Origin of the sequence: Allobosea sp. NPDC003192, assembly GCF_050275675.1 — a bacterium.
Classification (GTDB): domain Bacteria; phylum Pseudomonadota; class Alphaproteobacteria; order Rhizobiales; family Beijerinckiaceae; genus Allobosea.
The window spans coordinates 374,064-386,972 of sequence record NZ_JBNNPK010000002.1 but is presented as its reverse complement, the minus strand read 5'-3'; the positions used below and the strand labels follow the sequence as shown (position 1 = coordinate 386,972).

12 protein-coding genes and 2 tRNA genes are annotated in these 12,909 nt (G+C 67.3%); 12 read left to right on the top strand and 2 right to left on the bottom strand.

Features of this window, described 5'->3' with window-relative positions; translation table 11 throughout:
• Window positions 1–22 precede the first annotated feature (22 nt).
• From mdlC to ACQKLX_RS04555, 5 genes are all read left to right on the top strand, one after another.
• Window positions 23–1,636: a benzoylformate decarboxylase gene (mdlC, locus tag ACQKLX_RS04575; RefSeq protein ID WP_427359881.1), complete on the top strand. Its 1,614-nt coding sequence runs from the start codon at window positions 23–25 to the stop codon at window positions 1,634–1,636.
• Window positions 1,637–1,653: 17 nt separating this feature from the next.
• A complete protein-coding gene (locus tag ACQKLX_RS04570; protein ID WP_427359879.1) occupies window positions 1,654–3,108 on the top strand; it encodes an aldehyde dehydrogenase in 1,455 nt (484 codons plus the stop codon).
• 64 nt (window positions 3,109–3,172) lie between these two features.
• Window positions 3,173–3,721, top strand: coding sequence for a TRAP transporter small permease (locus tag ACQKLX_RS04565; RefSeq protein ID WP_427359877.1), 549 nt, complete (start codon window positions 3,173–3,175; stop codon window positions 3,719–3,721).
• Window positions 3,718–5,052 carry a TRAP transporter large permease gene (locus ACQKLX_RS04560; RefSeq protein WP_427359875.1) on the top strand — a complete coding sequence of 445 codons (1,335 nt, stop codon included), beginning with the start codon at window positions 3,718–3,720 and terminating at the stop codon, window positions 5,050–5,052. Before ACQKLX_RS04565 ends, ACQKLX_RS04560 begins: the two co-directional genes overlap by 4 nt.
• Before the next feature lie 61 nt (window positions 5,053–5,113).
• Complete coding sequence (locus ACQKLX_RS04555; RefSeq protein WP_427359873.1) at window positions 5,114–6,175, top strand: TRAP transporter substrate-binding protein; 1,062 nt, start codon at window positions 5,114–5,116, stop codon at window positions 6,173–6,175.
• Window positions 6,176–6,344: 169 nt separating this feature from the next.
• Here ACQKLX_RS04555 and ACQKLX_RS04550 read toward each other — a convergent pair whose 3' ends face one another.
• On the bottom strand, window positions 6,345–7,253 hold the full coding sequence (locus tag ACQKLX_RS04550) for a LysR family transcriptional regulator (RefSeq protein WP_427359871.1): 909 nt from the start codon (window positions 7,251–7,253) through the stop codon (window positions 6,345–6,347).
• A gap of 133 nt (window positions 7,254–7,386) precedes the next feature.
• Here ACQKLX_RS04550 and ACQKLX_RS04545 point away from each other — a divergent pair, with 133 nt between their 5' ends.
• From ACQKLX_RS04545 to ACQKLX_RS04520, 6 genes are read left to right on the top strand one after another with little or no spacing between them, the layout of a single operon-like run.
• Window positions 7,387–8,046 carry an RraA family protein gene (locus tag ACQKLX_RS04545; protein ID WP_427359869.1) on the top strand — a complete coding sequence of 220 codons (660 nt, stop codon included), beginning with the start codon at window positions 7,387–7,389 and terminating at the stop codon, window positions 8,044–8,046.
• A complete protein-coding gene (locus ACQKLX_RS04540; RefSeq protein WP_427359867.1) occupies window positions 8,043–9,263 on the top strand; it encodes an aspartate transaminase in 1,221 nt (406 codons plus the stop codon). Before ACQKLX_RS04545 ends, ACQKLX_RS04540 begins: the two co-directional genes overlap by 4 nt.
• 15 nt (window positions 9,264–9,278) lie before the next feature.
• Window positions 9,279–10,091, top strand: a complete 813-nt coding sequence (locus ACQKLX_RS04535) for an ABC transporter substrate-binding protein (protein WP_427359866.1) — start codon at window positions 9,279–9,281, stop codon at window positions 10,089–10,091.
• 30 nt (window positions 10,092–10,121) lie between these two features.
• Entirely contained in the window at window positions 10,122–10,820 is a 699-nt protein-coding gene (locus tag ACQKLX_RS04530; RefSeq protein ID WP_427359865.1) for an amino acid ABC transporter permease, read from the top strand.
• On the top strand, window positions 10,820–11,530 hold the full coding sequence (locus ACQKLX_RS04525; protein ID WP_427359863.1) for an amino acid ABC transporter permease: 711 nt from the start codon (window positions 10,820–10,822) through the stop codon (window positions 11,528–11,530). The genes ACQKLX_RS04530 and ACQKLX_RS04525 overlap by 1 nt, the downstream gene beginning before the upstream one ends.
• Window positions 11,531–11,538: 8 nt before the next feature.
• Window positions 11,539–12,267, top strand: a complete 729-nt coding sequence (locus ACQKLX_RS04520; RefSeq protein ID WP_427359861.1) for an amino acid ABC transporter ATP-binding protein — start codon at window positions 11,539–11,541, stop codon at window positions 12,265–12,267.
• A gap of 183 nt (window positions 12,268–12,450) precedes the next feature.
• Here ACQKLX_RS04520 and ACQKLX_RS04515 read toward each other — a convergent pair.
• A tRNA-Gln gene (locus ACQKLX_RS04515) sits at window positions 12,451–12,525 on the bottom strand.
• Between the two features lie 179 nt (window positions 12,526–12,704).
• On the opposite strand from ACQKLX_RS04515, the gene ACQKLX_RS04510 reads away from it, so the two are divergent.
• Window positions 12,705–12,781: transfer RNA gene (locus tag ACQKLX_RS04510), tRNA-Pro, on the top strand.
• The last annotated feature ends 128 nt before the right edge of the window (window positions 12,782–12,909 follow it).

Sequence of the window (12,909 nt, the reverse complement as noted above, 5' to 3'; positions counted from 1 at the left end):
CCCTCCGATCCGAGGGACGCGCATGCCAGCCGACAGCACACCATCCTCCGCCCGTCCGAGCGTCCGCGAAGCCGTGCTCGACCTGCTGCGCCAGCTCGGGATCGATACGGTCTTCGGCAATCCCGGCTCGACCGAATTGCCGATGTTCCGGGAGTATCCCGAGGACTTCCGCTATGTGCTCGGCCTGCAGGAAGCGGTCGTGGTGGGGATGGCCGACGGCTATGCCCAGGCGACGCGCAATGCGGCGCTGGTCAACCTGCACTCGGCCGCCGGTGTCGGCCACGCCATGGGCAACATCTTCACGGCGTTCAAGAACCAGACGCCGCTGCTGATCACCGCTGGCCAGCAGGCGCGCTCGATCCTGCCTTTCGACCCCTTTCTCGCCTCGGTGCAGGCGACGGAGCTGCCGAAGCCTTACGTCAAATGGGCGATCGAGCCGGCGCGCGGCGCCGACCTGCCGCTCGCTCTGGCGCGAGCCTACCACATCGCCATGCAGCCGCCGCGCGGCCCGGTCTTCATCTCGATCCCAGCCGATGACTGGGACCAGCCTGGCGAGTTCGTCGTCCCGCGCCGTGTCAGCCAGGCCCTGGCGCCGGCCCCCGATGCGATCGCCGCGGTCGCCGAGCGCCTCAACGCCAGCAAGCGGCCGGCCTTCGTCGTCGGCGCAGGCGTCGCACGTGATCAGGCCATCGACGATGTCGTCGCGCTGGCCGAGCGTCATCGGGCCTCGGTCTATGTCCCGCCGATGTCCGCGCGCTGCGGCTTCCCCGAGCGCCATCCGCAGTTTTGCGGCTTCTTGCCGGCGATGCGCGAGAAGATCGTCGAGCGCCTGGCGCCGCACGACTTCATCCTCGTGCTCGGCGCACCGGCCTTCACCTATCATGTCGAGGGCAACGGCCCGCATGCCCCCCCAGGCGCACAGCTCGCCCAGATCGTCGACGATCCGCAGCAGGCCGCCTGGGCGCCGGTCGGCGACAGCGTCGTCGCCAGCCTCGATCTCGGCGTGCGGGCGCTGCTTGCCGCGAGCGCACCCGGCGCCGGGCGCGAGGCGGCGCTGTCCCGCCCCATCCCGCCGGTCCCCTCCCCCGGCGTGCCGATGTCGGCGGCCTATGCGCTCTCGGTGATCGACCGGGAGCGCCATGCCGACGACGTCGTGGTCGAGGAGGCGCCGAGCACCCGCTCGACCATCCAGACCTATCTGCCGATGAATGGCGCCGACAGCTTCTACACCATGGCGAGCGGCGGGCTCGGGCACAGCATGCCGGCAGCAGTCGGCATCGCGCTGGCACGCCAGCGGATGAAGCTGCCGGGCCGGGTGATCGCGCTGATCGGCGACGGCTCCAGCCTCTATTCGATCCAGGCGCTCTACAGCGCGGCGCAGCTGAACTTGCCGATGACCTTCCTGATCCTCAACAATCGCCGCTATGCGGCGCTGCAGGATTTCGCGCCGGTCTTCGGCTACGCGCCGAACGACAAGCCAGCCGGAACCGAACTGCCGGGCATCGACTTCACGCAATTGGCCGGTGGACAGGGCGTGCCGGGCGAGCGGGTCGAGCGCCCCGAGGATCTTGCCCCGCGCCTGCGCGCCGCCTTCGCAGCGTCCGGCCCGAACCTGATCGACATCGTGATCGCCTGAGCTTCGAGGATCGAAAGATGACCGACACCATCAACCTTCTGATCGACGGCAAGGCGGTCGCAGCGACCGGCGGGCGGATCTTCGAGCGCCGCAATCCGCTCGACGGCTCCGTCGCCAGCCGCGCCGCTGCGGCGACGCCAGATGACGCGCGCGCAGCCGTCGATGCCGCAGCGCGTGCCTTCCCGGCCTGGTCGCAGACGCCGCCGGGCAAGCGCCGCGAATTGCTGGTCAAGGGCGCGCATGCGCTGGAAGCCCGCGCCGCCGATTTCAGCGCGGCGATGTCGGCCGAGACCGGCGCCTCGGCGATCTGGGCCGGCTTCAACGTCCATCTCGCCGCCGACATGCTGATCGAGGCCGCTGCGCTGACGACGCAGATCAGCGGCGAGGTCATCCCCTCCAATGTGCCGGGCAGCCTTGCCATGGCGGTACGCCAGCCGGCCGGCGTCGTGCTCGGCATGGCGCCGTGGAATGCGCCGGTCATCCTCGCCACGCGCGCCGTCGCCGTGCCGCTCGCCTGCGGCAACACCGTCGTGCTGAAAGGCTCGGAGCTCTGCCCGCGCACGCATGGGCTGATCATCGCCGCGCTGCAGGAAGCGGGGCTGCCGGAGGGCGTGGTCAACTTCGTCACCAATGCGCCCGAGGACGCCGCCGAGGTCGTTGCGGCGATGGTGGCGCATCCGGCGGTCAGGCGCGTGAATTTCACCGGCTCGACCGATGTCGGGCGGATCATCGCAAAACTCTGCGCCGAGCATCTGAAGCCGGTGGTGCTGGAGCTTGGCGGCAAGGCCCCTGCCCTCGTCCTCGACGATGCCGATCTCGATGCGGCCGTCGCCGGCATCGCCTTCGGCGCCTTCGCTAATTCCGGCCAGATCTGCATGTCGACCGAGCGCATCGTGGTCGACAGCAAGATCGCCGACGATTTCGTCGCGAGGCTCGCCGCCAAGGCGCAAAAGCTGCCGCTCGGCGATCCGCGCAAAGGGCCGGTCGTGCTCGGCTCGGTCGTCGACATGAAGGCGACCCAGCGCTGCAACGCCCTGATCGACGACGCTCTCGCCAAGGGCGCGACCTTGGTCTGCGGCGGCAAGTCCGAAACCACGCTCTTCCCGGCGACGCTGCTCGATCATGTCACCCCGGCGATGCGGATCTATTGCGAGGAGAGCTTCGGCCCGGTCAAGGCGATCGTGCGCGTCGATGGCGAGGAAGCGGCGATCGCCTGCGCCAACGACAACCCCTATGGGCTCTCGGCCGCCGTCTTCACCGGCGACACGGCGCGCGGCTGGCGCGTGGCGGCCCGCATCGAATCCGGCATCTGCCATGTCAACGGCCCGACCGTGCATGACGAGGCGCAGATGCCGTTCGGCGGCGTCAAGAACAGCGGTTATGGCCGCTTCGGCGGGCGCGCCGGCATCGAGGCTTTCACCGAACTGCGCTGGCTGACGCTGCAGACCACGCCGCGCCACTACCCGTTCTAGGCGCAGGATCCGACGACCGAGCGCGCGAGACAGCGTGCCGCAGATAAACTGGGGAGAAGCACCTATGCAGGAACCCGTGCCGGGCACGCCGGCGAACGATCCGGTCGTTTTCGGACCGTCCGGGCGCGCGCTGCTAGCCGTCGCGAAGGTCCTGGCGATCGCCGGAGGATTGCTCTTCGTCGGTCTCGTCGCGATGTCGATCGTCTCGATCGTCGGCCGCAAGCTGTTCTCCGCCCCGGTTCCCGGCGACGTCGAGCTCCTGCAGATGATCGCCGCTGCAGCATCCGCAGCCTTCTTCGCTTATTGCCACCTCAACCATGGTGACGTGAAGGTCGACTTCTTCACGGCCGCCGCCCCGCCCTGGGTCAACCATGCGCTCGACGCCTTCGGCTCGCTGCTGGTCGGGCTGGTAGGGGCCGTGCTGACCTGGCGCGTCTGTGTCGGCGCCATCGGCACGCAGGAATCGGGCGAGACCTCGGCGATCCTCGACATCCCCGTCTGGTGGGCGCAGATCGCCATGGTGCCGGGCTTCGCGATGCTGGCGCTGGCCGGCTTCTACATGGCGGCGCGCCATGCCCAGGAAGTCACGCGCCGCGGGGAGCCTCGTCGATGAGCGGGATCTCGGTCGGCTTCACCATCTTCGCCTGCCTGCTCGCGCTGATGGCATTCCGCGTGCCGATCGGCATCGCGATGTTCGTCGCCGGCTCCGGCGGCTATGTCTACCTGATGGGCGGCAACTGGACGCCCTGGCTCAACATCCTGAAGTCCATCCCCTATGCCCGCCTGTCGAATTACGATCTGACGGTCATCCCGCTCTTCCTGCTGATGGGCCAGTTCGCTACCCATGGCGGCCTGTCGGCGAGCCTGTTCCGCTGTGTCAGCGCCTTCATCGGCCATCGCCGCGGCGGCGTCGCCATGGCCGCGATCGGCGCCTGCGCCGGCTTCGGCGCGATCTGCGGCTCCTCGCTTGCGACCGCGGCGACGATGGGCCAGGTCGCACTGCCGGAGCTGCGCCGCTACCGCTATTCAGGCAGCCTCGCGACCGGCGCGCTCGCGGCAGGCGGCACGCTCGGCATCATGATCCCGCCCTCGGTGCCGCTGGTGATCTACGCGATCCTGACCCAGGAATCGATCGGCAAGCTGTTCATGGCCGCCGTCGTGCCCGGGCTGATCGCGATGTTCGGCTACATGTTCGTCGTGCAGCTGATCGTGCGGCGCAATCCGGAAGCCGGCCCGGCCGGTCCGCGCGTGCCCTGGCCGGAGCGGCTCAAGGTCCTGGCCGGCGTGTTCCCGGTGATCCTGGTCTTCGCGCTCGTCATCGTCGGCATCTATGGCGGCTGGGCGACGCCGACCGAGGCGGCCGCGATCGGCGCCGCTGCCTGCGGCGCGATCGCAGTGATCAGCGGCGGCATGCGCTGGCGCGGCCTGATCGACAGCGCGCTCGGCACCGCGCAGGCCACGGCGATGATCCTGCTCGTCCTGCTCGGCGCCGACATGCTGAACACGGCGCTGGCCCTGTCGCAGATGCCGGCCGAGCTCGCGGCCTGGGTCAAGGACAGCGGCCTCGCTCCGCTCTTCGTGCTGGCGATGATCCTGCTGATCTACATCCTGCTCGGCTGCGTCATGGACTCGCTGGCGATGATCCTGCTGACGATCCCGATCTTCTACCCGATGATCATCGGACTCGATTTCTACGGCATGTCGGTCGAGGACAAGTCGATCTGGTTCGGCATCCTGGCGCTGATGGTGGTCGAGATCGGCCTGGTGCATCCGCCGGTCGGGATGAACGTCTACATCATCAACCGCCTCGCCAAGGACGTGCCGCTGGTCGAGACCTTCAAGGGCGTGATGCCCTTCCTGGCCTCGGACCTCGTCCGCATCGTCCTCCTCGTCGCCTTCCCCTCGATCTCGCTCGTCCTGGTCAAGGCATTCGGCGCGCTGTGAGGCCCTTCACGATCAAGCAGGCAACGACAGCACAGGCAGAAAACACACAGGGAGGTGCAGCATGAGCAAGCAGCAGACATCCATCCTCAACCGGCTCTGCGCCGGTCTCGTCCTCGGCGGGCTGGCAAGCCTGGCGGGCGTCTCGCAGGCGGCAGCGCAGCAGGTGATCCTGCGCGTCCATCACTTCCTGCCCTCGACCTCGAGCGCACAGGTCAAGCTGATCCAGCCCTGGTGCGACAAGATCGCCAAGGAATCGGGCGACAAGCTCAAATGCCAGATCTATCCGGCGATGCAGCTCGGCGGTACGCCGGCGCAGCTCTTCGACCAGGTCCGCGACGGTGTCGTCGACGCGATCTGGACCGTGCCGACCTATGCCGCCGGCCGCTTCGCCAAGTCCGAGGTCTTCGAACTGCCCTGGATGGTGGTGACGGCCAAGGCTGGAAGCCGTGCCTTCTGGGACTACGTCGAAAAGAACGCGCAGGACGAGTACAAGGGCGTGAAGCGGGTGTTCATGCATGTGCATGACGGCGCGCTCTTCCATTTCACCAGCAAGCAGCCGAAGACGCTCGCCGACATGAAGGGCCTGAAGATCCGGGCGGCGACGCGCGCCAATTCGAAGATGATCGCCGCGCTCGGCGCCACCCCGGTGCAGATGCCGCTGCCGGCGGTGCCTGAATCGCTGGCGAAGGGCGTCGTCGACGGCGCGGCGGTGCCGTGGGAGGGCTCGCCGGCGATCAAGCTGGCCGAGATCGCCAAATACCATCTCAACGTCCCTGCGGAAGCGCCGCGCATCTCGAACACGATCTTCCTGTTCGGGATGAACCAGGCGAAATACGACGCCCTGCCGGCCGATCTGAAGAAGGTGATCGACGCCAATAGCGGGCCGGAGACCTCGGCCTGGGCCGGCGAGACCGGCTTCGATGCGGTGGTCGAGCCGTTCAAGAAGCAGGCGGCCGATCTCGGCGGCGTCTTCTACGACCTGCCCCAGGACGAGTACAAGCGCTGGGTCGACGCGACCGCCTCGGTCGAGGAGGACTGGGTCAAGGAGGTCGGCGCGAAGGGCGCGGACGGCAAGAAGCTGCTCGCCGACGCCCGCGCCCTGATCCAGCAATACGGCAAGTGAACGGAGGCTGGAGCACGCCTCTCGGCCGTAGAGGACCGTTCGAAATCCTGCATCCATCACGACGTGATGGATGTCCGCGGCCGCCTTCCCCAGCCCGCCATTGTCTCTGGACGTCGGTGACGAAGCCGCTCCGGCAACCGCAAGATCACGGATCGTTCAGCTCACCATCCTAGTCTCTCGGCAGGCTGCGGGCCGTGAAATCGCAGCATTCCTGGGCGATCGCCGCTACGCGTTCGGCCAGCGGCGAGATGTCGTCCTTGCGATGCACGGCGTAGTAGCGCAGCGGCGGGATCGGCGGCTCGGTCCGGATGACGCGCAGATGGCCGCGAGCGATCTCCGGCTCGAAATAGCTGGCAGTCAGGAAGGTGACGCCCAGTCCGGCGGCGGCGAGACCGGCGAGCACGTTCAGGCTGTTGCACTGCACGGCACGGTTGATGTCGAGCCCGTTCGCCACGGCCCAGTCGAGCACCAGCTTCTGCAGGCCGGACCCTTGAGTCTGGGTCAGAATCGGGTAGCGCGCCATCTCGTTCAGCGGGATCGTGTCCTCTGCCGGGCCGAAGCCCGGCGCCGACACCCATTCGAGCTGGACAGCGTCGAGCGGCAATCTGGTAAGCTCGATCGCCTGCGGCGGATCGAGCCCGATGACGAGGTCGAGCTCGTTGCTGCCGAGCTTGCCGAACAGGTCGACGCTGGCGGCGACCTCGGGCACGGGCACGACGTTGGGATAGTCGCGCTTCATCGCGACGATCAGCTTGGGCAGCCAGGTCAGGGCGACGAGCTCGGTCGTACCGAACCGGAACGGCCCCGAGAAGGTCGCAGCGCCGCCGGCCGCCTCGCGGAAGCGCGGCTCCAGCGCCAGCATCTCGGCGGCGATCGGCAGGCTCGCTTCGCCGGCACGCGTCAGGCGCAAAGCGTGGCTGGAGCGGTCGAAGAGCGGCCCGCCTATCACGGTTTCGAGCTCGATGATGCGCTTCGACACTGTCGATTGCGCCAGATGAAGATGCCGAGACGCTTCGGTGAAGCCACCGAGCCTCGCGGTCCAATAGAAGGCTTCAATCTGCCTCAGGCTCGCCGGCATCGCTTCCCCGCTCTGGCCGCCATCTATCTTCCAATGAAGAAAAGCGATGGCTGGCGAGAAATATATTCGCTTTCTGGCATTGCCGCCATGTCACATAATTTTCGTAACGACGCCCTCCGGGACAGAATATTCCATGCCGCTGATCGGTCATCGCAATAATCCCAGCGGCCCTGCCGTCCCCGCCACCGTGCTTGACGGCTTCCGGAGCGCACCGGTCTCGATCATCTCCGATGTGATGAACCGCCTGCACGGAACCAGGGCGTTGCGGCCCTATCATCGCTCCGGCCGGCTCATCGGTACCGCAGTGACGGTCAAGACCAGGCCCGGCGACAACCAGACCCTGCACCGTGCCTATGAGCTGCTGCGCCCCGGCGACGTCCTCGTCGTCGATGGCGGCGGCGACCTGACCCAGGCGCTGGTCGGCGAGATCATGATGAGCCGCGCGCGCAAGATGGGCGTCGCCGGCTTCGTCATCGACGGTGCGATCCGCGATGTCGACGCCTTCCTGCAAGCGGATTTCCCCTGCTATGCCCGCGGGGTGACCCATCGCGGGCCCTATAAGAGCGGGCCGGGCGAGATCAACATCCCCGTTTCGGTCGACGGCATGGTGGTGATGCCGGGCGACGTCGTGGTCGGCGATGCCGACGGCGTCGTCGCCTTCGATCGGGCCGACGCAGTCGAGCTCCTCGCACTGGTCCGGCAGCAGGAGGAGCGCGAGGCGAACGCGCTCGCCGCGATCGCGGAGGGACGCATCGACAGCTTCTACATGGGCACCGGAAAGGCTGCGTCGTGACGGTCTCGGCCATTCCGCTTTCGGCCCGTGTCGGCCGGATCAAGCCCTCGCCGAGCATGGTGGCGCGCATGCGGGCCCAGGAGCTGAAGGCGCAGGGCCGCGACATCATCGACCTGACCACCGGCGAGCCCGATTTCGACACGCCAGCCCATATCCAGCAGGCGACGACGGCCGCGATGGCCGCCGGCGAGACGCGCTACGCCCCCGTCAATGGCACGCTCCACCTGCGCAAGGCGATCATCGCCAAGTTCGCCCGTGAGAACGGCGTCAGCTATGCCGCCGACGAGATAGTGGTCGGCAGCGGCGCCAAGCAGGTGATCTTCAACGCGCTCGCCGCGACCATCGGCGAGGGCGACGAGGTCATCGTGCCCGCGCCCTATTGGGTGTCCTATCCCGACATGGTGCTGGCCTGCGACGGCACGCCGGTGATCGTCGCCTGCGGCGAGAATGCCGGCTTCAAGCTCACCGCCGAGGCGCTCGAAGCCGCGATCACGCCGCGCACGCGCTGGCTGATCCTGAACACGCCCTCGAACCCGACCGGCGCCTTCTACTCCGCCGCCGAGATGACGGCGCTGACCGAGGTGCTGAAGCGCCACCCGCAGGTCGCGCTGATGACCGACGACATCTACGAGCATATCCGCTTCGACGGCAGCGAGCCGGTCTGCCCGGTCGCGATCGCGCCCGAACTGCGCGAGCGCACCTTGCTCGTCAACGGCGTCTCCAAGACCTATGCGATGACCGGCTTCCGCATCGGCTACGGCGCCGGGCCGAAGGCGCTGGTCAGGGCGATCAACGTCATCCAGTCGCAGACGACCTCGGGCGCCGCCTCCATGTGCATGGCGGCCGCCGCGGCGGCACTGGAAGGCGACCAGAGCTTCGTCGGCGAGGCACGCACAGCCTATCGCCGGCGGCGCGACCGTGCGGTCGAGCTGCTCGACGCCATTGACGGGATGAGCTGCCTGAAGCCCGACGGCGCCTTCTATGTCTACCCGAGCTGCGCCGGGCTGATCGGCCGGCGCCGGCCGGATGGGCGGGTGCTTAAGAGCGACCTCGATGTCGCCCTCTACTTCCTCGAGGAAGCCGGCGTCGCCGTCCTCGACGGCTCGGCCTATGGGCTCTCGCCCTATCTGCGCCTGTCGATCGCGACCTCGCTCGGCGCGATCGAGGAGGCCTGCGGCCGCATCAGGCGGGCCTGCGAAGCACTGCAGCAATCATAACAACAGGGGATGATGATGAAGCTCTTTTCGGTTCTCGGCCTCGCGGCCGTCCTCACCGCCAGCATCACGGGGGGCGCCCGGGCCGACCAGCTCGCCGACATCAAGGCGCGCGGCAAGCTGATCTGCGGCACGCTCGGAACCTCCGAGCCGTTCTCCTTCCAGCACCCGCAGACCCGCGAGATCGTCGGCTACGACGTCGACATCTGCAAGAAGGTCGCCGATGCGGTCGGCGTGCCGCTCGAGCTCAAGACCATCGCCGTCGAGGCCCGCATCCCGGAGCTGCTGCAGGGCCGCGTCGACATCCTCGCAGCCAATCTCGGCTACACGCCCGAGCGTGCCCAGCAGATCGACTTCTCCTATTCCTATTTCGTCAGCCAGCAGAAGCTGCTGACCACCAAGGAGTCAGGCATCACCACGGCCGAAGGGTTCGGCGGCAAGAAGATCACCGCGATCAAGGGCTCGTCCTCCGAGCAGGGCGTGCGCCGGCTGATCCCGACTGCGGAGACCGTGACCTTCCAGGACACCTCCTCAGCCTTCCTCGCCCTCGCGCAGGACAAGGTCGACGGCTTCTGCGCTTCCGAATTGATCCTCGTGAAGCTCGCCAAGCAGTCGAAGGTGCCGATGCTGGTGATCGAGAAGTCGCTCTTCGTCGAGCCCTGGGGGCTCGGCCTGCGCAAGGGCGAGGCGGCCTTCAAGACGCTGGTCAACGAGACCCTCGCCAAGGCCACTGGCTCGGGCGAGATCGACAAGACCTTCTCGAAGTGGTTCGGGCCGGGCACTGCCTTCGACATCAAGCGCGACTATCCGATCGAAGAGATCAAGGGCTGATCTGACGGCAGGGCATCGGGGAGCCGGTCGATGGGCTATGTCTTCGATCTCGGCAGCGTGCTGAGCGGGAAATATCTCGACTGGTTCCTGATCGGCATCGCCACCACGCTGGCGCTGACGGCGGTGGCCTGGTGCCTCGCCATGGCGATGGGGATCATCCTGACGCTCGTCCGGATGATCCCGTTCCCGCCGCTCGGCTGGTTCGTCGCGCTCTATGTCGAGTACCACCGCAACGTGCCGCTGCTGGTCCAGATCTTCGTCTGGTATTTCGGCGTGCCCTCGCTGCTGCCGCGCCCGGCACGGCAATGGATCAACGCCCATCACGGCGAGTTCCTGCTGGCGGCGATCGCGCTCGGCCTTGCCGCGGCCGCCTATGTCGCCGAGGACATCCGCAGCGGCATCCGCTCGATCCCGAAGGCCCAGTACGAGGCCGCCCGCTCGATCGGCTTCGGCTATCTCGGCGCCATGGGCTACATCGTGCTGCCGCAGGCGATGCGCATCGCCGTGCCGCCGCTGATCAACCAGACCCTGCTCCTGTTCAAGAACACGAGCCTCGCCATGGCGATCGGCGTCGGCGAGCTGACCTACCGGACCCGCGAGGTCGAGAGCTACACCTTCAAGACCTTCGAGGCCTTCGCGGTCGCGACCGCGGTCTATCTCGCCATCTCCTTCAGCATCATGGCGATCGGAAGCTGGTCCGGCCACCGCCTCAAGCTCGAGACGCGCTGATGCTCGAGATACTCCAGAACAACTGGCTGCTCTTCCTCGTCGGGCAGTATCCGCACGGGCCGATCGGCGGCCTCGTCATGACGCTGTTCATGGCCACGATCTCGCTGGCGCTGTGCTTCCCCTTCGCGATCGGCCTGGCCCTGGCGCGCCTCAGCCCCTATCGCTGGCTGCGCCTGCCGGCGACCGCGATCGTGCATACGGTGCGCGGCCTGCCGCTGATCATGTTCATCTTCTGGACCTATTTCTTCTCGCCGCTGATCATCGGCCGGGCGGTCGGCGGGGTCGAGACGCTGGTGATCGCGCTCGTCGTCTACGAGGCCGCCTATCTCTCCGAGATCATCCGCGCCGGCATCGAGGGCCTGCCCAAGGGCCAGGTCGAGGCGGCGACCTCGCTCGGCCTGCGCTACTGGCCGACGACGATCAAGGTCGTGCTGCCGCAGGCGCTGCACAACATGCTGCCGAGCATGGTCAGCCAGTTCGTCTCGACCATCAAGGAGACCTCGCTCGGCTACGTCATCAGCGCCCACGAGCTCACCTTTGCGGCGGCGCAGGTCAACAACGTCCTGCTGACCCAGCCCTTCGAGGTCTACGGCATCCTGGCGCTGACCTATTTCGCGCTCTGCTTCGCGCTGACCTCGCTGGCGCGCTTCATCGAGCGGCGCATCTCGGCCGGCCGCGGCGGCACGCCGGGCGTATTGGTCGCGGCATGAGGCAGACCATGATCCGCTTCGAGAACGTCGACAAATGGTTCGGACCGCTGCAGGTGCTGGCCGATGTCTCCGGCGAGGTCCGGCGCGGCGAGGTCAAGGTGCTGGTCGGCCCCTCCGGCTCCGGCAAGTCGACCCTGATCCGCACCGTCACGCGCCTGGAGCGCTTCCAGGCCGGGCGCGTACTGGTCGACGGCACCGACATCGCCGCCCGCAGCCTCGACATCAATCGCCTGCGCCAGCGCGTGGGCTTCGTCTTCCAGGCCTACAACCTGTTCCCCCATCTCACCGCTATCGGCAACATCACGCTCGGACTGACCAAATTGCGAGGTCTCTCGAAAGCGGCAGCGCGCGAGCGCGCCATGGAGGAACTCGCCCGCGTCGGCCTGACCGAAAAGGCGAACGAGATGCCCGGCATGCTCTCGGGCGGGCAAAGGCAGCGTGTCGCCATCGCCCGCTCGCTGGCGATGGATCCGGAAGTGATGCTGTTCGACGAGCCGACCTCGGCGCTGGACCCGGAAATGGTCGGCGAGGTCCTGACCGCAATGAAGCGGCTCGCGGCCGGCGGCATGACCATGATCTGCGTCACCCATGAGATCGGCTTCGCCCGCGAGGTCGCCGACGAGATCTGGTTCATGGAAGCCGGCCGGGTCATCGAGCGCGGCAGGCCGGCAGAGCTGGCGAATGCCGCGGCTTACCCGCGGCTCGGCGCCTTCCTGCGGTTCGTTGCGCGCAGCTGAAGCGCTTCGATCAGCGCTCCTGCTTCGCAAGGCGGTTGATGTCTTCGACGATCCGCCTGGCCGGCGCGCTTGCGCGGAGGCCATCGGAGATGATGCGGAAAACCCTAACTGAAAGCGACCCAGTTTTAAGGGCTCGGATCAAGGGCAGGAAAACCGCTTGTAAATCAGCGCACTATGAGAAAATGGCTGGGGCGCCAGGATTCGAACCTGGGAATGGCGGTACCAAAAACCGCTGCCTTACCGCTTGGCGACGCCCCAATCTGGGCTGCCTTCTAGAGCGCGCCGCGACGGCGCGCAACAGCGGATCAGCCCGGCTGAACCCGAGATCGCCCGGACTGCGCGGCCGAGCCTCGCCTTCTCCGAAAAGATTGCACAACCCCTGTCCTTGGCTGTTGCACTGCGGCGGCCGGCTGGCTATAAGCCGGCCACCAGTTGATCGGAGTGTGGCTCAGCCTGGTAGAGCACCTCGTTCGGGACGAGGGGGTCGCAGGTTCAAATCCTGCCACTCCGACCAAAATTTCCCGAGATAGTCCAAGATCTTGCGAAAGCAGCCCTTCGGGGCTTTTTTCGTTTCTGGACGGACATGGCGGCAGTTTCGACGAGCGCGGCCCGGTTCGGACGATCCGTGGGGCCGTCCATCCC

What these genes read in the sequence shown, in the direction of transcription:
- ACQKLX_RS04570 (WP_427359879.1), top strand. Translation starts at nt 1,654, where the DNA reads ATGACCGACACCATCAACCTTCTGATCGACGGCAAGGCGGTCGCAGCG.
- ACQKLX_RS04560 (WP_427359875.1), top strand. Translation starts at nt 3,718, where the DNA reads ATGAGCGGGATCTCGGTCGGCTTCACCATCTTCGCCTGCCTGCTCGCG.
- ACQKLX_RS04535 (WP_427359866.1), top strand. Translation starts at nt 9,279, where the DNA reads ATGAAGCTCTTTTCGGTTCTCGGCCTCGCGGCCGTCCTCACCGCCAGC.
- ACQKLX_RS04525 (WP_427359863.1), top strand. Translation starts at nt 10,820, where the DNA reads ATGCTCGAGATACTCCAGAACAACTGGCTGCTCTTCCTCGTCGGGCAG.
- ACQKLX_RS04555 (WP_427359873.1), top strand. Translation starts at nt 5,114, where the DNA reads ATGAGCAAGCAGCAGACATCCATCCTCAACCGGCTCTGCGCCGGTCTC.
- ACQKLX_RS04530 (WP_427359865.1), top strand. Translation starts at nt 10,122, where the DNA reads ATGGGCTATGTCTTCGATCTCGGCAGCGTGCTGAGCGGGAAATATCTC.
- ACQKLX_RS04520 (WP_427359861.1), top strand. Translation starts at nt 11,539, where the DNA reads ATGATCCGCTTCGAGAACGTCGACAAATGGTTCGGACCGCTGCAGGTG.
- ACQKLX_RS04565 (WP_427359877.1), top strand. Translation starts at nt 3,173, where the DNA reads ATGCAGGAACCCGTGCCGGGCACGCCGGCGAACGATCCGGTCGTTTTC.
- mdlC (WP_427359881.1), top strand. Translation starts at nt 23, where the DNA reads ATGCCAGCCGACAGCACACCATCCTCCGCCCGTCCGAGCGTCCGCGAA.
- ACQKLX_RS04550 (WP_427359871.1), bottom strand. Translation starts at nt 7,253, where the DNA reads ATGCCGGCGAGCCTGAGGCAGATTGAAGCCTTCTATTGGACCGCGAGG.
- ACQKLX_RS04545 (WP_427359869.1), top strand. Translation starts at nt 7,387, where the DNA reads ATGCCGCTGATCGGTCATCGCAATAATCCCAGCGGCCCTGCCGTCCCC.